The organism is Marinobacterium marisflavi (genome assembly GCF_982447095.1).
This window is the reverse complement of record NZ_OZ457898.1, coordinates 417,564-439,099: the sequence shown is the minus strand read 5'-3', so window position 1 is coordinate 439,099 and position 21,536 is coordinate 417,564. Positions and strand designations below refer to the sequence as shown.

The window sequence follows — 21,536 nt, the reverse complement described above, 5'->3', positions numbered from 1 at the left end:
TGGAATAGAACATGGAACAATTTGTAGACGTAGGCGCCAACCCAAATATTATCGGCACTGATGCGCCACGCCCGCAGGATAAGAATCCGTCCGGTATCGATCGCATAATCGCCATCGCATCGGGCAAAGGCGGTGTAGGCAAGTCAACGGTTTCAGCCAACCTAGCGGTGTCACTTGCCGCCAAAGGCTTAAAGGTGGGTCTGCTAGACGCCGACGTGTATGGCCCTAGCCAACCCCGTATGCTGGGCGTATCCGGGCGTCCTTCAAGTCCAGACGGTCAGACCATTCTGCCGCTGCGAAACCACGGCGTAACCTTGATGTCACTCGGTCTAATGATGCCGGAGGATGAAGCAATTATCTGGCGTGGACCTATGCTGATGGGTGCACTTGAGCAGATGATGAACCAGGTTGAGTGGGGCAAGCTCGATGTACTCCTAGTTGACCTACCACCAGGCACCGGTGACGTGCAGATGACGCTCAGTCAGAAGTTCTTTGTAGCGGGTGCAGTCGTTGTCTCTACACCCCAAGACATTGCTCTGCTGGATGCACGCAAGGGCATCGATATGTTCAAACGCATGGAGGTACCCCTCTTCGGCCTGATCGAAAACATGGCCTCTTTTGTCTGCGATGGCTGTGGCAAAGAGCACCATCCCTTCGGCTCTGGCGGTGCACGCGCCGAGGCAGAGAAGATTGGCGCGCCCTTCTTGGGCGAAATTCCTCTGGATTTGGATATCCGTATCGGTGCAGACGGCGGCGTACCCATCGTCGTCTCTAAACCCGACAGCCCACAAGCTCAGGCTTTTAGTCGCATTGCTGATCAGATTATTAACTCTGAGGTCTACGCCCAGGCGGTTCTATGACACAGACACCCCAATTTCCACCGCTCTTTAACGGTGAAAAAGTACCAAAGCACACTGACCCTTTTGACAAGGCGGTCAGCCGTGCGGTTGCTGGTATCGATTCAGGAACCATATTCTACTCTGAGGATAGCGACACACTAAGGGCAGCCTTAGTACTTGCGCCAGAAACCCCTCTAGAAGAGTCCATACAAGCAGTGTATGTGGCTCAAATCGGCCTTGCAGAGAGTTTAGGCGCTCTGGCCCCGCCCGAAGTGCCTGTGCATTTCGAGTGGCCTGACCGCATCAAAGTGAACGGCGCGGCGTGCGGTCGAGTTCGCTATGCCGCAGAGACCATGGACCCGGGCCAGATACCTAACTGGTTGGTGATTGGAATTGAGGTCGCGTTCATACCTGAAACGGATGATCCCGGCGCTAATCCTCACCAGACATGCCTCTACGAAGAGGGATGCGGCGAGATAGAACCTATGGCGCTATTGGAGAGCTGGTCGAAACACACGTTGTTGTGGCTTACCTACTTTCTGGATAGCGGTTTCGACCGGATCCACAACGAATGGCGGCCCCGCTGCGACAGCCTCGGCAAAGAGATTGAAGCGCCGATGGAAGGGCTGTTTGTCGGATTGGACGAGAAGGGACGGATGTTGTTACGCCAAGGCGTAATGACGGAAACACTGAGCCTGATTAACTACGCGGAGCACCAATGAAGTTAGCTCGAACTGTACGCTTAGACATCTCCGATCAGAATGTGTTTGACCAGCCTGCCGAAAGCGGTGAGTGGGCTATTTCGGGCGGTTTTGAGTTCTCTAACTGGAGCGAAGTCGATCTCAAAGGTAAAGCCAAACAGGCATTTAGCAATGGCTGGTATAGCGTGGAGTCTGGCGGCCGAGCCAGCTTCGTCAGCGTATGCGCCATTACAGAGGCGGAACTAGACGCCGTAAAAAGACAGCTCGCTCAGACCTTTGTAGAGATCTATGGTGCACCAAGCATTGAAGCAGCCATGCCGGTAGCGATCGATGAAGTTGAGCAGATGCAGGCTATGTGTGAGGATTTCGAGGACAACACTCTTTTGATGGTGAGCAGGACTCTAACCGATCTAGGCGTAGAGGAGACCTATCGATCCCGCGCACCTCAGGATGCCTCACTCGAAGCCTTTGCGGTGCACGGCAGTTACGACTGAAACTTGAAGTTAAAACGGGCTCTGGTCAGAGCCCAAAACTTGAGTAAGGGATGTAGCGCACTATAACGCCTGGTTCGATCTGCTGAGCTGACTCATCCAGATCGACCAAGCCCTCAGACCAAGCTAATCCGGTCACCCGGCCTGAACCCTCAGAACTAAACACCTCAACCTTGCCATCACGCACTCGCGCGCGCAGCAGCTCTGAACGTCCTAGCTTCTTATTCTTGGTAAAGTTAGCCGGCATCTCAAACCCCTGAGGCTCAAACCACTCACCACCTGAAAGCAAGGCCATCGCAGGCGCAGCAAATCTCAGCGTACACACCCAAGCGGCCACCGGATTGCCGGGCAGACCAACGACAGGCGTCCCTTTGTACATCGCCAGTGCCAACGGCCGGCCAGGCTTCAAAGCGATACGCCAGTTACTGATCTCACCCTCGGCTTTCAGGGTTTTAGAGACGTGATCTTCATCGCCCGCAGAGATACCACCACTGGTCAGAACAATGTCACACTGCTGAGCGCCCCTGTCCAACGCCGCCACAACCTCTTCAGCGCGATCAAGTGCATGGCCCAAATCGACCACTTGGTAACCCAATTGAGCAACCAAGGAGATCAACATCGGCCGGTTCGCATCGTAGATTTGCCAGTCCGTCACTTCAGATCCGACCGGTTTCACCTCATCCCCGGTAGAGAGCACCCCAACTCGAAGCGGCTTGAAGGCATCTACATGGGTTACACCGACACTGGCGAGTACCGAAATATGGGTCGGTGCGAGACGAGTGCCGGCGGTGATAATGGCATCACCGGAGTGAATATCTTCACCCGCCAGGCGTGTGTTAGCGCCCTGTTTCAACGTGCCATTGAGGTGCAATACGCCGTCAATAACCTCACAATCCTCATCCAATACGACAGTGTCGGTACCCGCTGGTACGACTGCACCGGTGAGAATGCGAATTGCATAGCCCTCAGGGACCTCCCCTTGGTAGGGGACCCCTGCCGCACTGCGGCCATCGACCAGTGGCATCTGCGCGGGCACATCCGTGAGTGGACCGGCAAGGGCGTAACCATCAACCGCTGAGTTGGTACTCGGCGGATGAGCGCGTGGAGCAACAACATCCTGTGCAAGGATACGGCCATTGGCTTCGGCCAGCGGCACCCCAGCTTGAATTTCAACAACGGGATGGAGTCGCTCTTTTAAGCGCGCCAACGCCTCCTCAACCGGTGTCCAGTTAACACCAGGCGGCAGCGCAAAACAGTCATTACGTAAGGGCTTCATGTGCCTCCTGCACCAGAATAAAGTCGACCATAGATTTGACGTCATTAATATCGAACTCTGGGCCGTCAAAGTCCAGCTTATGGTCGGTCGCCACCGCGATTATATCGGGATCCTGATGAAACAGCGGAGTCTGATCGCAAGTTTGTAGGTGTACTTCAATTTTCGGATGCCGGTGGGATTTCATTCCCTCAACTACGACCCAGTCGCAAGGACTCAGCCGAGTGAGTAGCTCGTCAAGATCTGGCTCGGGCGCACCACGCAGCTCACGCATGATTGCGTAACGCTGACCACTAGCCAGGATCACCTCATTTGCGCCAGCTTCTCTATGCCGATAGCTGTCAGTACCTTTCTGGTCTACATCAACAAAGTGGTGGGCATGTTTGACAGAACTCACGTTGAACCCGCGAGAACTCAACTCATTGATAACAGCAGTGGCTAGAGTTGTTTTGCCACAGTTCTTCCAACCGACTATCCCGATAATCTTCACTTAAGGTGCTGCTCCGCCCGGGCCAGATCCTCTGGCGTATTGATATTAAAGAAGTCGTTCTCGTTGAAGAGTACCAGAGATTCACCCTGAGCTTGCGTCCACTGGCGAATCTTTCTTACCCCTTCCTGCAACGCTTGGCGCAGATCGTCCCTGCAGCTCACTTTCCAGCGCCCAAAAGTCGGTTGAGGCAGGCGCCCACGCTGCGGATCAGGTGTTGCCGCTAGCACAACGGGGGTTGTCTCGGTGCGAAAACGTTGAACGAGGTCTGCAGGAAAATCCGGGGTATCCGCTGCAACGCTAACAATCCATTCATAGCCCTGCTCTGCAGCCCAATCCATACCCGCCAAAACCCCCGCAAGGGGGCCCGGGTAGTCTGATATAGAGTCAGCAACAACCGGTAAACCTAGATCAGCGAAACGCTCCAACTCCCCATTAGCATTGATCACAACCGCATCGACCTGCGGCGAAATTCGCGCGATAACACGTTCAATCAGAGTTTGCCCGTGCAGCTCAAGACGGCCTTTATCGATACCGCCCATACGGGTCGCCTGCCCGCCCGCCAATATAACCGCACACTCAGCCAAGTCGCGCTCCTTTGCGTTGCATTTTGTCGCTCTCGTCGACCACCAAATTAAGATCTTGATCGTAGATCAAGCGGTGCTGACCGCTGAGGCAGGTAAACTTTTTCCCGCGCATTCGGCCAATCAGCGTCAGACCAACCTGGCGGGCTATATCAACACCCCAGGCGGTAAATCCAGAACGGCTAATCAGCGTTGGAATACCCATCAACGCCGTTTTGATGACCATCTCTGAGGTGAGTCGGCCCGTAGTGTAGAGGACTTTATCAGCGGCACTGATGCCGTTCACATGCATCCAACCTGCAATTTTATCAACCGCGTTGTGGCGTCCTACATCCTCCATGTAAGCGAGTACTTCCTCACCCTGACAAAGCGCTGTACCGTGAATAGCTCCGGTCTCCATATAGAGGCTCGGAGTATGGTTCACCTTATAAGAGAGTGCATAGAAGCTACTAGTGTTTACGGGCGTATCCTCGAGCTCCAAACCCTCTAGTCCGGCCATCATGTCGCCAAACACTGTACCTACTGCACACCCCGAGGTGCGGGTTTTCTTCTCGAGTTTCGCCTCAACATTGGTCGGCGCCGCCGTGCGCACCACGGCAACCTCTAGCTCTTCGTCATAGTCGATGGCCGTTATCTCATCAGTCGGCTTGAGCATTCCCTGATTTAGCAGAAAACCAAGCGCAAGGTATTCAGGGTAATCACCAATCGTCATCGCCGTAACGATCTCTTGTGAGTTGAGATAGATTGTCAGCGGGCGTTCTTCAATAACCTTGATTGATTTAGGTTGTCCAAGTTCATCAATACCTTCGACCTCTCGAGAGAGACGCGGATCACTTGGATTTGGGACAGGATTTTTCTGGTTCATAATATTATTGCCAGCTAAGGGGCTAATTAATCGCGGGCGAGGCTGCATATCTCTTTCAATACGTGCAGACCAGCCTCTCTGATCAGCCAAAAGATCTAAACTGCGGTACGCTGAGTCGCTCGACTGTTGTATCCTTAACGCTCTGCTTCAGAGAGTAAACCATGTCAGAGTTTTTAACGACTAAAGAGGTGGCCGATCTACTGCGCATCAAGGAGCGCAAGGTGTATGATCTCGCGGCTCGCAATGCTATCCCCTGCGCCAAAGCCACCGGCAAACTGCTGTTTCCAAAAGCCGAAATTAAGGCTTGGATGCAGGAAAAAGGAATCAATTCCGACACAACGGCTGCACCTGCGGCAGTCGTTCTGGGATCACATGATCCAGTGTTTGAGTGGGCACTCGGTGCATCTGGCTCAGGCATTCCTACGCTATTCAGCGGCAGCTACGATGGCCTGCAGCGTTTCAAAAACCGAGAAGGTATTATCTGCGCAATTCATATTGAGAACGCTGATCAGTCCGGCTGGAACTCTGAGATAGTCAATCAAGAGCTCGCAAACAGTCAGAGTGTGTTAGTGCACTGGGCTCGGCGCGAGCGCGGCTTGATCGTTAAACCGGGTGCAGAGATTTCCGGCTTCACTGATTTAGCTGACAAACGGCTGGTGGCGCGTCAGTCAGGTACCGGCTCCCAAACCGCCTTCCTATCACGCGCTGAGCAAGCGGGACTGAGTCCGCAAGCGCTCAATTTTACCCGCGAAGCGCAAACAGAAACGGAAGCGGCACTTGCCATACTCGAAGATCAAGCGGATGTTGCGTTCGGACTACGCTGTTTTGCCGAACGCTATCGTCTCGACTTCGTACCGATCTGTATCGAGTCCTACGATTTGGTGATAGACCGCCACGCTTATTTCGAGCCAGCTATACAGTCTTTACTGGGTTTCACAAGAACATCCGCCTTCGCTGCAGAGGCCAACCGCTACGTCGGTTACGACGTAACCCAGACCGGTAAAGTGCTCTTTAACGGAACCCGTTAGAGCTCAGTTCGCGTTTGGGAAAAATAGCTGATTCCCTGCCACTTTGTAGCTGGCAATCGCACTCTGCCCCTTGTCCGAAACCAACCAATCGATAAATTGCTGTCCGCCTTCAACATTAACATTGGGGCACTTCTGAGGGTTCACCAGTATTACACCGTATTGATTAAACAGTCGCGTATCACCCTCTACGTGAATCTGGAAGTCATCTTTGTTGCCAAACTTGGTCCAGGTAGCGCGGTCTGTCATCGCGTACGCTCCCATGCCTACTGCGATATTAAGGGTAGCGCCCATACCCGAGCCCGTCTCACGGTACCAAGTACCAGAGCTCGCTTCAGGATTTACACTGGTTGCTTTCCACAGACGCAGTTCAGCCTTATGCGTACCGGAGTCGTCACCACGTGAGGCAAAAAGCGCCTTAGCAGCGGCGATCTTCTCTAGGGATTGCGACACTGAATTAGAACCGTGCACACCTGCGGGGTCTGCCTTGGGGCCGACCACAACAAAATCGTTGTACATCAGATCAGAGCGACTAACACCGTAACCGGCTGCAACAAACTTCTCTTCTGATGCTTTGGCATGAACGAGCAGCACATCCCCATCACAACGTTCAGCATTCTTGATCGCCTGCCCCGTGCCGACGGCGACAACGTTAACTTTGACACCCGTATCAGCCTCTACCATCGGCAAAAGATGGTCATACAGTCCTGAGTTTTTGGTTGAAGTAGTCGACTGTACAATGATTGAGTCAGCAAGAGCGATGCCACTGAATAGCGACGCAGCCAGTAGCGCTGTTGCAAAGGGTAGAGCGTTTGGGCTTTTCATTGAGGGTTTTCCTTCTTGTATTTCCCGGGTCGTTAAATCAGCAGTTCACCCGCGAGATAGGCCTGCGCCTCCCGCGAAGCTGGCTGATGAAAGAATGTTTGAGCGCTCGTATGCTCGGTAATTTTTCCTTGATGCATAAACACCACATCGGACGCTAAACGTTTCGCCTGGCCGATATCATGAGAGACGAAGATAACTTTGACGCCCGCCGCAGATGCCTGCTGAATCAGACGCTCAATAATCAAAACGGAGCCAGGATCCAAACTCGCAGTCGGCTCATCTAACAACAGTATCCTCGGCTGTGTCAGCAGAGCACGCGCCAGCGCCAGACGCTGCTGCTCGCCACCCGAGAGCCGGCGTGCTGGCTGCTTTGCCTTCTCACTCAAGTGCACCTCGCGCAGTAGCGCATTGATCTGGGCAGTTGACGTGCCCTCAGGAGCGGCGAACTGCATGTTTTGCTCAACGGTACGACGCAACAGTGTAGGCTTCTGGAACACCATCGCCTGCTCGCCCTGAGCTTCTCGCAGCGAACGACCGGTAAACTCAATCACACCTTCAGCCGGTAAAAGACCATGTAGGGAGCGCAAGAAGAGGCTTTTGCCCGCACCATTGGCACCCATCATCATGGTAACGCCAGGCTCATAGCAATTAAGGTCCAGCCCTCGCAGCAACTCCTGTCCGCTCAATGTAAGACGCAGTGAACGTACCGAAAGCACAGGTTCATTTAGGTTAGAGGCGAGTGGCTGAGGATTAAACATAGGCGTTCCTCTGGGCGAAAGTCCGAACTAGCATCACTGCGGCATTCACTAACAGCGCCATCGTCACCAAAATAATCCCCAGCGCCAACGCCAACGCGAGTTCGCCTTTGGCTGTCTCCAGCGCGATGGCCGTCGTCATGACACGTGTTAAGTGATCGATATTGCCGCCCACTATGATCACGGCACCCACCTCAGAAACGGCCCGTCCGAAGCCCGCGAGCACGGCGGTTACAAGCGAGTAACGCGCATCCCAAAGATAGACAGGAATGGCTCTCATTTTCGACACACGAAGACTCTGAAACAGCTCGGAGTACTCAAGGTGCAGATCCTCCATTGTCTGGTGAGCCAAAGAGGCGATGATTGGCGTAATAAGCAGGACCTGCGCAATGACCATGGCAGTAGGAGTGTAAAGTAGCCCGAGTACACCGAGTGGGCCCGAGCGCGACAGCATCAGATAGACCAGCAGCCCAATGACGACCGGCGGCATCGCCATCAAAGAGTTGAGGCAGGTAATTACAATGCGTTTACCCGGGAACTGACTGATAGCCAACAGGGTACCCAAAGGCAACGCCAAGAGCACAGAGATAAGTAGGGCTGTCAGGCTGACCTCGATGGATAACAGCATGATTTCAAAGAGATCAGGGTCCGCCGAACCGATCAGGATAACGGCCTCAGAGAACGCATCAATAAGCATATTTGTGCATTTTTTTCAGAATATGTAATTTTTTCGCATTCTTTACCGTAAACGGATCAATTGCAAGCCGAAGAAAAATCACTAAGATGTAGAGAGAAGAAAAATAAGAGCCCAATATGAAGGCAACCCGAGCACTGACTGAGTCATCCGCCGCCTTTGCCGACCTAGGTACCTTTCTACCTCTGGTCGTTGGCCTCATTGTGCTTGCTGGCGTTGACCCTATTGGTCTGCTATACGGCTTCGGCCTCTTCGCCCTGGGTACCGCCCTCTTCTACAGACGACCTATACCTGTTCAGCCGATGAAAGCGACAGCCGCTATGGCCGTTGCTGGGATGATTGGTACCGAGGTGCTGATTGCTACAGGTATGCTGCTTGGCCTAACGCTGATACTGCTGAGCCAGACTGAACTGACGCTAAAACTTAAACGCCTGATCCCACCAACCATACTGCACGGCATGCGTGCGGCTCTGGCGCTTACACTGATCACCAACGCTTACGGTCTTGGTTTCATATCCCTGTATTGGACCGGCACGCTGTTGCTTCTGCTGGTCGGCCTGCAGTTCACTGCACTGCGTGCGTTTAGCGGACTCTTGATTTTGGCGTTAGGGTGGATGGTTCTGGGCGATTCTGAGATACCGGCAGCAGCCTTAGGCGCAATTAGCCTGCCCGAAATACAGTTCCCTCAAGCAGCAGCCTTCACCTCGGCTCTGGAACTCGCTTATCTGCCACAGCTGGCACTGACGCTTACCAACGCGCTCATACTTACGGCGGTAATTGCGCAGGACTATTTTCCCGATGATAAGCAGCCGGCAACCGAAAAGCGCCTGGCTCTGAGTTCGGGGCTGGCTAACTTCTTACTCGCACCCCTGGGGGCAATACCCATGTGTCACGGCGCAGGTGGACTGGCGGCGCATCATGCGATGGGATCACGCTCGGGATGGTCCATCGCTATCTTCGGCATAACTTGCCTCGTGCTGGCTGCACTGTTTGGCGCGCAGGTCACGCACCTACTGACTGCTGTACCCATGGAAGTTGTAGCTGTGCTGGTGCTATTTGCCAGTTGGCACCTCGCGGAGCCCGCCAAGATTCTCAAGGTAAGACCTTCCTGCAAGCTGATTATTGCCGCTATGACGGTAGTTGCTCTCTGGGGCGGCTTGATGACGGCACTGGTAGTCGGCGTAGCCCTGGAGTGGTCGATCTCCAAGTACACCCAGCGAAGAGCGACTCCGTAGGAGGGATGTACGCCAAAGGCGTATTTCCCGACAAAAAAGCGAAAATGCTTTAACAAGGTAGGAGGGATATTCGCAAAGCGAATGTGCGACAACCGAACAATTATGTCGCGACCCGCCTCCGGCGGATCCCTTATATGGACCCACCCGTTTGTTGCAAGACCGTTTTGGCTCGATAGAAGTAGATTGCACGCTTATATCCGGCCTCTCAGTTTGGGCGTATCCACCCGGGCCATTATGAGATGTGCTCTTGCTGTTCTTATCTCTTACCCGGCTTCTTGGTGAGCCACAGGGATCTTCAGATTTTCAGCAAGTCGATCTTATCTGTCGTGTCTTAACGTTCTGCGCAACTCTTTGGTTGGGTTTAACTCTATTTATCCTGCCTTGGGCAGGCTCCGTACTGCGTTGATTACAACGCTTTGTAATCTCTTTCGTTTACTAAGCAGCTCCAGGCGATACGGGCCAGCTTGTTTGCGATCGCTACCACGATCTTATTTACGTGTTTGCCTGAAGCCCTCAAGCTCTGTGCCCATAAGCCAAGTCGGCTGCTTTCGGGGCATTTCTCTAGTGAGCGGTATGCAGCCCTCGCGCCGTGTACCAGTTGCTTGCGCAACTGTCGATTTCCTCGTTTACTGATCCCCAGTAACACGTCCTTACCACCGCTTGAGTGCTGGGCGGGCACCAAGCCTAACGAGGCGGCTAGGTCGCGACTGCCCCGGTATGATTGACCATTCCCCGCATACGCAACCAGCAGGGTCGATATGACTGGGCCTACACCAGGTATCGTCATCAACCGTTTACAGCGCGCATCAGACCTAGCGATCTTTTCGATCCGTGAGGTGTAGTAATCAACTCGATCATCGCAGCGTAGCCACTCCTCTCTGAGATCGGCAATGATCTCTCTTAAACCGTAACTTAACCCGTTCGAAGCGTCCTCAAGTATCAAAGCGACCTCATAGCGAGTTGCAGCATGTCCACGCTTAACTACGACGCCCTGTTCAGCAAGTAGTCCCCGTATCCGATTACCGATGCGCGTACGGTTGTTAACCGAGTCTTCGCGGACTCGGTGCAGAGCCTGTAGGTCGAGCTGTTCCGTCGTTTTAACAGCTACTACCGGCGCCTGCTCTCGGGACGCTGCCTCCGCAATCGCTGCGGCATCCCGTTTATCATTTTTATTAACCCGCACGTACGCCTTTACGTAGCCAGGCGGGATGATCTTCACATGATGACCATACTGCTTGAATAACTTGGCCCAATAGTGAGAACCGCTGCACGCCTCAATACCAATAATGCACTTGGGTTGTTTAGCTATAAACTTGGCGACCTCAGCGCGCTTGAGCTGACGCGAAAACGTCTGCTTACCACTGCTCGTCATACCGTGAGCTTGAAAAACACTCTTCGCCAGATCGATACCAATAATGCTAGTCTTATTCATGTGGACCCCCTTCTTGGATGCCGTACTTGATTGATTCTCAAAAACCAATCTTGGCACAGAGTGGGTGGGTCCATCTCATTTCTTACAAACGAATCCAAACGCAGCAGAGCTGCGCTCCTAAAGAGAGTTATCGCAAACGCTTGGCGTGCCAGCGCAGGTGGTCTTCCATAAAGCTGGAGATAAAGAAGTAGGAGTGGTCATAACCTGGCTGCATCCGCAGCGTCAGATTAATTCCCGCTTCTTTACACGCATCGGCCAAGAGCCAAGGGCGCAGACCGTCGTTGAGGAAACCATCAGCCTCCCCCTGATCCACCAAGAACTCTGGGAAACGTGCACCATCTTCGATCAGCGCGACACTGTCGTATGCACGCCAGTTGGCTTCATCCGCGCCCAAGTACTCACCCAGCGCACGCTTAGACCAGTCAGCCGTTGATGGCTGCACAATCGGAGCGAACGCAGAGCAGCTCTTGTAGCGATCGGGGTTACGGAGCGCACAAACCAGCGCACCGTGACCGCCCATAGAGTGACCAAACACAGACTGACGCTGGGCATCCAGAGGGTACTCAGCAAACAGCAGCTGTGGCAGCTCTTCGGTTACATAGGAGTACATCTGGTAGTTTGCTGCGTAGGGCTCCTGCGTTGCATCAACGTAAAAGCCTGCTCCCTGCCCCATCTGCCAATCGGATGGATCGAAGCCAGCGATATCCTCGCCGCGTGGACTGGTGTCGGGACAGACCACCGCCACACCCAGCTCAGCGGCGACACGGCGGTACTCCCCCTTCTCCATCACATTGGCGTGGCTGCAGGTAAGGCCCGAGAGATACCAAACGACTGGGAACGGCCCTTCACCCGGGGGCAGGAAGAGCGCAAAGGTCATATCACACCCAGTGGATTTAGCAGCATGGCGAATTACCAACTGCTCACCACCGAAGCTCTTGTTGCTTGATAGAACTTCCATCAGAACTTTCCTTTGACCCTTTACTTTAGAACTCAACAACCGCGCGAATAGATTCACCTGAGTGCATCAGATCGAACGCCTGGTTGATGTCTTCAAGCTTGAGCTTGTGCGTGATCATTGGATCGATCTCGATCTTGCCATCCATGTACCAGTCAACGAACTTAGGCACATCAGTACGTCCCTTAGCACCACCGAAGGCCGTACCTTTCCATACGCGGCCAGTGACCAACTGGAATGGACGTGTGCTAATCTCTGCACCTGCTGGTGCTACACCGATAATGACCGAGACACCCCAACCACGGTGCGAACACTCAAGTGCATCGCGCATCACGTTAACGTTACCCGTAGCGTCGAATGAGTAATCTACTCCACCGAACTGGTCCTGCTCGGTCTTAGTCAGCTCGATGATCGCCTGAGTAACGGAGCCCTCAATCTTCGATGGGTTAACGAAATGAGTCATACCGAACTTCTTCGCCATCTCAGCTTTGTCGTCGTTGAGGTCGACACCAATGATCTTGTCAGCACCTGCCATGCGCAGGCCCTGGATTACGTTCAAACCGATACCACCCAAACCAAATACAGCAGCGGTTGAGCCAATCTCTACGCCCGCCGTGTTGATAACAGAACCGATACCCGTCGTCACACCACAACCGATGTAACAGATCTTGTCGAATGGCGCGTCATCACGCACTTTTGCTAGAGCGATTTCAGGCATAACCGTGTGGTTAGCGAAGGTTGAACAGCCCATGTAGTGGTAGATTGGCGTACCGTCCAGCATAGAGAAACGGGTTGTGCCATCTGGCATCAAACCCTGACCCTGAGTTCCGCGGATCGCAGTACAGAGGTTGGTTTTGCCGCTGAGACAAGCGTGACACTGGCGGCACTCAGGCGTGTAGAGAGGGATAACGTGATCACCTGGCTTGAGCGTAGTCACGCCTTCGCCGACTTCCACAACAACACCCGCTCCTTCATGGCCAAGAATCGCTGGGAAAAGGCCTTCTGGGTCATCACCTGAACGTGTGAATTCATCGGTATGACACACACCCGTCGCCTTGATCTCAATTAGAACCTCACCGGCTTTTGGGCCCTCAAGGTTAACTTCCATAACTTCCAGTGGTTTGCCCGGTGCAAGGGCGACGGCAGCACGAGTTCTCATCATATCTCCCTAGATATTGTTCTATTTAAAATTAGGGTTGGATGTTAGCACCGAAAAGGGAGCGATTGGGGCGAAAATCGCCAATCTGTCGCATTTCAAATCATTTACGTCTCAACTGATCAGTCATCTTTGCATATGTGATATCTGCAAATAACTCCTGCATTGGCTGCATATTGGCGGCACACGATCGATCGCGAACATGCCTTCGGCAGATCGCTCTTACAGCTCTGGCTCGAGCACCGCCCAGACTGTATCAAAAATGATAGGTTGAGCCTGAGCATTGGGGTGCAGGCCATCGGACTGCATTAGATCCCACTCAGTCGCGACCTTATCCAGCAGGAAGGGGACGAGCGGTAGTTCATACTTAGCTGCCAGTTTGCCGAACAGATCAAAAAACTGTTGAGTGTATCGCGGCCCGTAGTTCGGCGGGAGGCGGTTGCCCAGCACCACCACACGTGCACCCGATTGCTGAGACATTTCCACCAAGGCATTAAGATTTTCCTCGACAATCTGCAACGGCAGGCCGCGCAGACCATCGTTGGCGCCGAGTTCAAGCAGCACCATATCAGGCTTATGCAGTTTTAGCAGGTCGGGCAGGCGCGACAGGCCACCCGAAGTCGTTTCGCCGCTCACACTCGCATTGATTACTTCAATCGGTTGCGGCGCTTCACCGAGGCGTTGCTCTAACATATCAACCCACCCCTCATCAGCTTGCAACCCATAACCGGCGGCCAAACTGTCGCCGAGCACAAGGATGCCGTCGGCACGGGCATTCAGCGAAGTGAAAGTAAGGGCTGTTATAAATACTGTTATACCAAGTCTTATCACGTCGATTCCTTCCAAAACCTGAGCTAAACAACAGGATAGGGCGTATTGACATATACTAGACTGCAAATCTTTAGATCACCTGAATGAGAAGAGCAAAGCGCTGATGAATGCACCTGCAACTGTCCTCGAAACTCAAAATCTTGCTAAATCTTTTCGCTCCGCCGGACGCGAGTTCGAACTATTTAAGTCGCTCAACTTGAGCGTTAAAGCGGGAGAGACTCTAGCAATTGTAGGGAAATCCGGCGCAGGCAAATCGACACTGCTAAGCCTTTTGGCAGGCTTAGATGTGCCTACCTCTGGTTCGATTAGCTTGGACGGCCAGCGACTCGACACGCTTGATGATGCCACACGCGCCAAACTACGCAGCGAGCAGATCGCTTTTATCTTCCAATCATTTCACCTGCTACCCGAGCTGGACGCACAGGCTAACGTTGCACTGCCACTGGAGATTCGTAACGAACCCAACGCAATGCAGAAAGCAGTAGACTGGCTGAAGCGAGTGGGATTGGGAGAGCGTCTTGACCACACTCCCTCGCAGCTTTCGGGTGGTGAGCAGCAGCGTGTGGCAATCGCCCGTGCTTTCGCCGGTGAGCCAAAGGTACTGTTCGCTGACGAGCCAACTGGTAACCTAGATGAGGAGACTGGCAACCAGATTATTGATCAGCTCTTTGCTTTCAATGAACAGCAGGGCACCACGCTGATTCTCATCACCCATGATTCTGAATTGGCAGCTCGCTGCCAGCGTCGCATCCTCCTCGCGAACGGTACTCTGGAGGAGCGTTAATGAATCCTGTTGTTATAAAGCTCGCTCAACGCCAGCTCTGGGCTCAGTTGCGCACCGTTGAGTGGCGCGCTCTCGTGCTGGCCACCTGGCTGGCCATTACATTGACCACCTTCCTATCGCTGCTCAGTGATCGTCTGGAACAGGGGCTGTTGCGAGAGAGCGCCAGCGTGTTGGGTGCCGATCTGGTGCTACGCTCAAGTCGACCACTTGACGAGCAGCGCGTTTTGGATGCGCAGCAAGCAGGCTTAGAGACCACCCAGGTTATACAGTTCCCCACTATGGTTGGCGCCGGCGATAACCTAGTACTGAGTTCGGCTCGTATCGTGACCGCACCCTATCCACTGAGAGGCGAAATCGTTACCGAACCGTCTCAGAGCACAGCAGTTCCAGCCCCCGGCGAGACTTGGGTGGAGCCCCGGATTCTAGAACAGTTACAAATTGATATCGGTGACAGCATTCAATTTGGTTACGTCGATCTGACCGTCACAGCGCGCATGCTCACTTCACCCGACCGCGGCAGCGGTTTTCGTAGCCTTAGCCCACATGTGTTAGTCAACAAGGCTGATCTTGAAGCAAGCGGTGTACTGGCTCCGGGGAGCCGGGCAGAGTTCAGGCTGTTGATGGCAGGAGCCGCTGAACTGATTTCCGCTTTTGAGACAGAACTTGAACCAAATTTGGCGCAGTACGAACGCCTGCTATCGCTAACCAGCGATCAGCCGGTTACCGGTAATGCGCTAGGCAACGGTATGTCCTACCTACGCCTGAGTGCGCTCACTGCGCTCCTTCTGTCTGCGCTAACGATCATGCTTGCGTTACGCCGATTCAGTAATGGCCAGCAGGGGCGCAGTGCTTTGCTCATGTCTATGGGACTTCAGCCACGCGAAGTGGTGCGCCTCTATCTTTGGCAGCTGCTGATAGCGGCGCTCGTTATTGGTGCTGCAGGCACAATAAGCGGAATCACATTTGAACGTATCGCAGATTACTGGATCTCTGACCTACTACCTCAAGCCTTGCCCTCTGCAAACTGGTGGAGCTACCTCAGTGGTGCGGCACTCGGCTTTGCGATGCTCATTCTATTAGGTCTACCCCCGACATTGGAGCAAGCACGGGTCCCGGTGGCCCAGCTTTTGCGAGGCGAAGAACTGGGCACCCAAACTGGCTCGGGCCGTTCGCTCTACGCACTCAGTTTGGCGCTCTTGGGCGTAACCATTCTGCTCTTCTTGCAAGCTCCACTCGCAGCCTTTCTGCTGCTGTTAGCTCTCGGCATATGCGGCATTCTCTTTGGCTGGGTTGCCCAGCAACTGCTGCACTGGATTGCCAAACCACTGGCCAAGCAGATGACGCTGGGGCGCCTGTTGAAAATTCGCTTAAGCCAGCAGCGTCGTTGGCACCGTCTGCAGTCGGCCGTTGTTGTACTGCTGCTGACGCTTTTAAGTGTTGTATGGGTCAGCCGTCAGGATCTACTGCAGGAGTGGCAAGCGCAATTCCCCGATGACGTACCCAACTACTTCGTCATTAATATCCAAGATTGGCAGAAGCCAGGGTTAGATGAGTTCCTTGAGCAGCGTCAGATAGAGACGGATCTCTACCCGATGATCCGTGGCCGACTCACTGAGCTCAATGACGCTCCCATACGCCCACAGCTAAACGAGGAGCAGCTTAAAGATGGTGCGCTACGCCGCGAGCTCAACCTTACCTGGCGCGACACCATGCCGCAGCACAACCAGCTACTGAGCGGCCAGTGGTGGGACGCGAATTCGACTGAACCGCAGATTTCGATTGAACGGGATATGCTTGAGGACTTAGGTCTGAAGCTAGGTGACAAACTCGGGTTTGATGTGGGTGGCCAGCCGGTCAGCGGCACCATAACCAGCATTCGCGAAGTGCAGTGGGAGTCGTTCCGCCCTAACTTCTACGTTATCTTTTCGCGTCAGGCCTTAGAGAACTACCCGGGCACTTGGATTACCAGTTTCAAACTGGATGATGATAAACGCACCGCGGCAACCGACATGCTGCGCGAGTTTCCATCATTGACCCTGATCGATATTGATAAACTTCTCGAGCAGCTCGCAGGCTGGCTGCAGCGCTTAGCAGATAGTTCAGCGATGGTACTGGGTCTAACACTCGCCTGTGGCCTGATACTGATTGCCGTTACGCTACTGCAGGCCCTCGAACAACGCCGGTTTGAAGCTGCACTGCTACAGACTTTGGGCAGCACATCAAAACAGACACAACGACTGGACCTGCTCGAGTTTGCGCTCTTGGGTGCCGTTTGTGGTGCCCTTGCAGCAGCCAGTGCTGAGCTAGTGCTGGCAGCCTTGCATCAGAATCTACTGCGTGTTGATGTCCGCCTGCACCCCGAGCTCTGGTTCAGCCTGCCACCGCTCGCGGTTCTACTGTTTGTGGGCATCGGCTTTATGCTGCGCACGCCGCTGCGGATTGAGCAGTGCTACCACATACTGCGCAGCAAGACCTGATAGCTCCAGGCTAGAAGGCGAGCTCAACACGCGGCGCTCCCTCGGTAGCGCCGCTGCGAGCGATACAGGGGAAGATGCGTTCGTTTGCGACGCCCAAGCGAATCAGACTAGAGCGCAGAGCTTCGATCCGCGCCGCGGCCAAAGCGGCTATTCGCTGATTCCACTCATCGCCGAGTGCTTTACCGGTTAGCGCCTTCTCTGCGCCCTCTTGCGCTTTTACCAGCTCATCCCAAAGCAACTGCTCTTCACTCTCCAGAGTGATGGGACAGATCTCGAGCGTCAGGCCTGGACGCTCCTGCATCATGCCACCGAGCTTGGCTGCATAGTCTCTACCAGCACGATTGAGTTCAGCGGTTGCCGGATCAAACTCCAGCGGCTGCAGTTGAATAAACCGACCCTTCTCATTCACATCCTTAACGGTGTTGTAGAGCATATAGATGGCGCCAAAAGGCTGCAGGGCGTTGGTCAGGTAGAGCGTTGCCCCCTCCTTCACGCCTTTGGTCACAACAATCTGGATGATGTCTTGGTAGTTGAATTTGGGATCATTGATATCGCCACTCACCGGCAGATCCAACTCAATTAACCGCTCCTCTTTCTCCAACAGAGAGACGGCGCTGGGTAGCGGCATCGTGAAGAGTTTATCTGTCTCATCAGCAGCGCTCTCGGCACCACGCTGAACCTCTAGACGCTGGATCCGTACGGCGTTGCTACCATTCAGTTGCCCTGCCTCTAGCGTGCCGTTAGCATCTAGGCTCAACGCCCCTGCGCGAATCTGATAACCGGCAAAGGTCTGCACCAGCGGGCTTAAGATAGGCATCTGCAGCGATTGAATCTGGGCGTTCCATTGCCCATCAGGTTTGGCCTTCAATGGCGTAAAACTGGCATCTAGGGAGATATCAGCCGATTCATTAAGCTTCGCGCGCAGATTAATTGCGAGCGGCTTTCTAGCGCGCGAATCCCAGCTTCCAGCGCTCAATTTTGACGCAACCAAATTCAGATTCAGCGGCGCTGCCAGCGAAGAGTCCCGGTAATTCAGCTGTGTCTGACCACGAGCATCAAAGCTTTGAAGTCTTATATCAATCGGCAGGTGACGATCTTGGGCTGGATCAGCGGATGGCCCTGTCGCATTCGTCTGGCTGGGATCCGACTCAGATTTCACAGTTTGGCTATTCAACTCTGATTGCAGATTCGCCTGTAAGTTCTCCGTAAGTAATACACCGAGGTCTAACAGATCATCACCAAACGTGGCTCGGTCAAGGTTCAAACTGCTCAGGCTAACCAGATTTGCCTCTTGCGGTCCAAAGCTGAACTGCCTAAGTTCGAGCGCCTGCAGTTGTGCTTGTAGTTGCGCGTGCAGTGGCTGCTCCACAGTCAGTTTGGCCAGCTGTGCCTGCTCTAGCCGGAGTATCTCATCAAATTCTGCCATCAGACCGGTCAGCGAAAGCGCACTGAGCTCTGCACTGAAGAAGCTTAAATCGGGATTCAGTCGAGTGCTGACTGAGCCATTCAACTTATCCAGATTAGCGCTCTGGTCCGTGTCTCGATAGGCCAAGCCTGACAGGCTGATTGGTGTATCGATTGTCACGCCCGCACTGTCTCGGGCAATCTCAGGTTGAGCGCTAAACTCGGCTAATTCCAGGCTCTGTTGATCTGCTTGATAGCTCAACGCTCCGGTGCTCAGACTGCCCTTCAGAGTCTGTCTCTTGGCATCAGATTGCAGTTGAAGATCGGATGTGAGCCGAGTCAGACTAAGATCCTGCCCGCCAAAATTGGCGCCCAACTCATTCAGGCTTAACTGCACGCCCCCCTCAACCGCTAGCGGATCAAGCTGGGCGAGCGAGTGGTTGAAGTTAAGATTGGGGCGCAGTTGCGCTCTGTTGAATCTAGCTCGCTGGCCTTTCTGATCGAGATTCAGCTGATCGATTCTTAAGCTGGCCGCTAGAGATAGTGCCTCTTCTTGGTTCAGTTTCAGGCTGCCTGCAAGACCCGCCAAACTGAGATCTGTCTCAGCGGCCTTCAACTGCAGCTGTTTAAGTCCGAGGTCACCCCTAAGGGTCAACGGTAGACTCAAAATATCGGGCGAGAGTTGGAGTTTGACCGGTCCCGCGAAGCTTAGCGCCTCCCAACTAGCATCAAGCTTGGATGCGAAGAACATCAGCTGCTCTGACTGCAATCCAACCTCGCCGCTAAACTGACTGAAGTCCAACGGTAAACTGCCATTCACGGTGGAGCGAATGGAGTCGGACTTAAGCTGCTGATCCGCTAACCACAGCTCGCTTTGACCTAACTCTGAGCGCAGCTCAAACAGCTCGGTAGCAACATCATAATTGAGCGCCACATTCCCCGAGCCGAGGATCATACGGGTGTCGGCCTGCAGTGCAGTCATACCCTCAAAGCCTGCATCCACCGCTAGCTTCTCAACTTCACTGAGCGAGCTACTGGATAGTTTCGCCTGCAGCTGTTGCAGAGCAACTTCAATACCCTCAGCACTGGCATCCAGCTGGTTTAAACTTATATCCCCAGCTACCGAGACTGGCTGCCAGATTGGCTGACCACTCTGCTGGCCCAAAACTAGATCTGCGTTGAGTCGTGCGAGACTCAGAGTTTCGGCGCTGCTTCGCGTCGCGCGCAGGTCAGTCGCACTCAAATCGACGCTGGTTTGGGGGCCACTTGAGAGATCGGGAATATTCACATCCAGGGCGCCCAACTCCAGATTTTGACCAGGCTGACTCAAACCCAATTCAACCAGAGCTAGTGAGGTTGAGCCCTGCATAGTCAGCGTTTCCGGCGTGACGCTTAGATCGGTCTTAAGTGAAAACGTAGATAGCCGAGCAGCAAGATCGCCCTGCAAAAGTTCGATCTGATCTGCCCCGAGCAATCCGTTAAGCGCCAACTCAATCAAGGGTTCAGCACCCTCCTGCAGGTTGAGCAGCTGCGAGCTCTCGCCCTGCCAACTAAGGCTACCCAGTTCGGCTCGACTCTCATCCAGAGCTAATGAGACCTCACTCAACTGCACGCTGCCCGATTGAGAGATCCAGGCTTGGTAGCCCTCCAAAGCCAACTCAACGTTCAAGTTAAGGTCGACGGTGGCCGCTAGCCCGGGAGAGAATGTTGCGACCAGGGGTGTCAGTTCCAACTGTCGAAGCGCCAATTGTACTGAGAGTGTTTTACGCTCGGGCAGTGGCAGTGCGGAGGAGTCGATAGTGATTGGCGCACCATTAAGGTGACCAACAAAGCGCAGATCGGTGGCCTCAAGCGGTGACCATTGATACAGACCACCGATATTTAGGCGCTCAATGTTGAGTTTTTGCGAGGCGTTTGGCTGTAACAGTTCGATATCTACATCAACAAGCTCGATCAGATCCGAGCCGAACTCGTAACTGCTCTCACTCTCCTCGAGTTTCTGTACCTGAGACTCCCCACCCAAGAGCACAATCGGGCCCAGCAGCAGTAGCTGATCCTGTTGTGTCAGTTGAGCCGAGATACCCTCAAGTCGAAGACCCGACAGGCGCAGACGATTATCTAGCAACTCTTGCAGATAGATATCAAAACTCAGACGTTCACCACTCAGCGCGGAGCGCCCCTGATAACTCAAGTCGAGCCCTTGGAGCTCGAGCTTCGCGTTGAACCAATCGATACGTACACGCTTGAGCTTGGCACTGTCGGCACCCCGCTCAATCAGCGAATAGACAATAACATCGCGTGCCACGTAGGGCGCGGAGTGCAACATTAGGGCGCCCACCAGAAGCAGAGATGCGATCCAGTAAACAAGTCTCATAGAGGCAGTCATTCCAGCTAAAATAATTGGGTCTAGAGCCTTAAGCTTAGTTCAGCTCACGAGTTTCTACACCAAGAAAACCTGATCAATCTAAAACCAAAGAGCTAGATTCAGCGGATCCGTGCGACCGTGCACGAATCGTCAACACCTGCTAGAATCCGCGCCAAATTTTTTGACTTGAATCAAACTTTTCGGAGTAAACATGGCACACGAAGATTTCAAAGGCGACGAGAGCGGCTGGGGCTGGATTGTCATCAACCTAATCGCTTTGGCTTGGATTACGATGCCTGTGAGCATTGCCCTGCTCACCGTGGTTCAGTGGTGAGCACCGACTAAGCTAAAGATACTT

20 protein-coding genes are annotated in these 21,536 nt (G+C 53.8%); 8 read left to right on the top strand and 12 right to left on the bottom strand.

What is annotated here, in order from left to right; all coding sequences use genetic code 11:
- Positions 1-11 precede the first annotated feature (11 nt).
- Genes AC1WNR_RS02025 through AC1WNR_RS02015 form a run of 3 tightly spaced genes read left to right on the top strand, consistent with a single transcriptional unit; the run spans position 12 to position 2,034 of the window.
- On the top strand, positions 12-860 hold the full coding sequence (locus AC1WNR_RS02025) for an Mrp/NBP35 family ATP-binding protein (RefSeq protein ID WP_481642874.1): 849 nt from the start codon (positions 12-14) through the stop codon (positions 858-860).
- Complete coding sequence (locus tag AC1WNR_RS02020) at positions 857-1,561, top strand: biotin/lipoate--protein ligase family protein (RefSeq protein ID WP_481642873.1); 705 nt, start codon at positions 857-859, stop codon at positions 1,559-1,561. The genes AC1WNR_RS02025 and AC1WNR_RS02020 overlap by 4 nt, the downstream gene beginning before the upstream one ends.
- Positions 1,558-2,034 carry a DUF6505 family protein gene (locus AC1WNR_RS02015; RefSeq protein ID WP_481642872.1) on the top strand — a complete coding sequence of 159 codons (477 nt, stop codon included), beginning with the start codon at positions 1,558-1,560 and terminating at the stop codon, positions 2,032-2,034. The genes AC1WNR_RS02020 and AC1WNR_RS02015 overlap by 4 nt, the downstream gene beginning before the upstream one ends.
- Positions 2,035-2,059: 25 nt before the next feature.
- Here the strand turns inward: AC1WNR_RS02015 and AC1WNR_RS02010 are convergent, their stop codons facing one another.
- The 4 genes from AC1WNR_RS02010 to fdhD are packed head-to-tail and all read right to left on the bottom strand — an operon-like array spanning position 2,060 to position 5,240.
- Entirely contained in the window at positions 2,060-3,307 is a 1,248-nt protein-coding gene (locus AC1WNR_RS02010; protein WP_481642871.1) for a molybdopterin-binding protein, read from the bottom strand.
- Positions 3,291-3,794 carry a molybdopterin-guanine dinucleotide biosynthesis protein B gene (gene mobB, locus AC1WNR_RS02005; protein ID WP_481642870.1) on the bottom strand — a complete coding sequence of 168 codons (504 nt, stop codon included), beginning with the start codon at positions 3,792-3,794 and terminating at the stop codon, positions 3,291-3,293. Before mobB ends, AC1WNR_RS02010 begins: the two co-directional genes overlap by 17 nt.
- Positions 3,791-4,378 carry a molybdenum cofactor guanylyltransferase MobA gene (gene mobA, locus AC1WNR_RS02000; protein WP_481642869.1) on the bottom strand — a complete coding sequence of 196 codons (588 nt, stop codon included), beginning with the start codon at positions 4,376-4,378 and terminating at the stop codon, positions 3,791-3,793. The genes mobB and mobA overlap by 4 nt, the downstream gene beginning before the upstream one ends.
- Positions 4,371-5,240, bottom strand: coding sequence for a formate dehydrogenase accessory sulfurtransferase FdhD (gene fdhD / locus AC1WNR_RS01995; protein ID WP_481642868.1), 870 nt, complete (start codon positions 5,238-5,240; stop codon positions 4,371-4,373). Before fdhD ends, mobA begins: the two co-directional genes overlap by 8 nt.
- 161 nt (positions 5,241-5,401) lie before the next feature.
- Here fdhD and AC1WNR_RS01990 point away from each other — a divergent pair, with 161 nt between their 5' ends.
- Entirely contained in the window at positions 5,402-6,268 is an 867-nt protein-coding gene (locus tag AC1WNR_RS01990) for a substrate-binding domain-containing protein (RefSeq protein ID WP_481642867.1), read from the top strand.
- 3 nt (positions 6,269-6,271) lie between these two features.
- On the opposite strand, the gene AC1WNR_RS01985 is transcribed toward AC1WNR_RS01990, so the two are convergent.
- Genes AC1WNR_RS01985 through AC1WNR_RS01975 form a run of 3 tightly spaced genes read right to left on the bottom strand, consistent with a single transcriptional unit; the run spans position 6,272 to position 8,542 of the window.
- A complete protein-coding gene (locus AC1WNR_RS01985; protein WP_481642866.1) occupies positions 6,272-7,090 on the bottom strand; it encodes an ABC transporter substrate-binding protein in 819 nt (272 codons plus the stop codon).
- A gap of 32 nt (positions 7,091-7,122) precedes the next feature.
- Complete coding sequence (locus AC1WNR_RS01980) at positions 7,123-7,848, bottom strand: ATP-binding cassette domain-containing protein (RefSeq protein WP_481642865.1); 726 nt, start codon at positions 7,846-7,848, stop codon at positions 7,123-7,125.
- A complete protein-coding gene (locus tag AC1WNR_RS01975; RefSeq protein ID WP_481642864.1) occupies positions 7,841-8,542 on the bottom strand; it encodes an ABC transporter permease in 702 nt (233 codons plus the stop codon). The genes AC1WNR_RS01980 and AC1WNR_RS01975 overlap by 8 nt, the downstream gene beginning before the upstream one ends.
- A gap of 116 nt (positions 8,543-8,658) precedes the next feature.
- Here AC1WNR_RS01975 and AC1WNR_RS01970 point away from each other — a divergent pair, with 116 nt between their 5' ends.
- Positions 8,659-9,774: a putative sulfate/molybdate transporter gene (locus AC1WNR_RS01970; RefSeq protein ID WP_481642863.1), complete on the top strand. Its 1,116-nt coding sequence runs from the start codon at positions 8,659-8,661 to the stop codon at positions 9,772-9,774.
- Between the two features lie 406 nt (positions 9,775-10,180).
- Here the strand turns inward: AC1WNR_RS01970 and AC1WNR_RS01965 are convergent, their stop codons facing one another.
- The 4 genes from AC1WNR_RS01965 to AC1WNR_RS01950 all read right to left on the bottom strand — a co-directional run bounded on the left by AC1WNR_RS01965 (position 10,181) and on the right by AC1WNR_RS01950 (position 14,148).
- Complete coding sequence (locus tag AC1WNR_RS01965; protein ID WP_481642609.1) at positions 10,181-11,206, bottom strand: IS110 family RNA-guided transposase; 1,026 nt, start codon at positions 11,204-11,206, stop codon at positions 10,181-10,183.
- Positions 11,207-11,333: 127 nt separating this feature from the next.
- Complete coding sequence (fghA, locus tag AC1WNR_RS01960; RefSeq protein WP_481642862.1) at positions 11,334-12,164, bottom strand: S-formylglutathione hydrolase; 831 nt, start codon at positions 12,162-12,164, stop codon at positions 11,334-11,336.
- Positions 12,165-12,189: 25 nt separating this feature from the next.
- Positions 12,190-13,320, bottom strand: coding sequence for an S-(hydroxymethyl)glutathione dehydrogenase/class III alcohol dehydrogenase (locus AC1WNR_RS01955; RefSeq protein ID WP_481642861.1), 1,131 nt, complete (start codon positions 13,318-13,320; stop codon positions 12,190-12,192).
- Between the two features lie 219 nt (positions 13,321-13,539).
- On the bottom strand, positions 13,540-14,148 hold the full coding sequence (locus AC1WNR_RS01950) for an arylesterase (protein WP_481642860.1): 609 nt from the start codon (positions 14,146-14,148) through the stop codon (positions 13,540-13,542).
- A 103-nt stretch (positions 14,149-14,251) separates the two neighbouring features.
- On the opposite strand from AC1WNR_RS01950, the gene AC1WNR_RS01945 reads away from it, so the two are divergent.
- A complete protein-coding gene (locus AC1WNR_RS01945; protein WP_481642859.1) occupies positions 14,252-14,932 on the top strand; it encodes an ABC transporter ATP-binding protein in 681 nt (226 codons plus the stop codon).
- Complete coding sequence (locus AC1WNR_RS01940) at positions 14,932-17,409, top strand: ABC transporter permease (protein ID WP_481642858.1); 2,478 nt, start codon at positions 14,932-14,934, stop codon at positions 17,407-17,409. The genes AC1WNR_RS01945 and AC1WNR_RS01940 overlap by 1 nt, the downstream gene beginning before the upstream one ends.
- A gap of 10 nt (positions 17,410-17,419) precedes the next feature.
- On the opposite strand, the gene AC1WNR_RS01935 is transcribed toward AC1WNR_RS01940, so the two are convergent.
- Positions 17,420-21,187 carry a DUF748 domain-containing protein gene (locus AC1WNR_RS01935; RefSeq protein ID WP_481642857.1) on the bottom strand — a complete coding sequence of 1,256 codons (3,768 nt, stop codon included), beginning with the start codon at positions 21,185-21,187 and terminating at the stop codon, positions 17,420-17,422.
- A gap of 202 nt (positions 21,188-21,389) precedes the next feature.
- Here AC1WNR_RS01935 and AC1WNR_RS01930 point away from each other — a divergent pair, with 202 nt between their 5' ends.
- Positions 21,390-21,512, top strand: a complete 123-nt coding sequence (locus tag AC1WNR_RS01930) for a hypothetical protein (RefSeq protein ID WP_481642856.1) — start codon at positions 21,390-21,392, stop codon at positions 21,510-21,512.
- Positions 21,513-21,536: the final 24 nt, after the last annotated feature.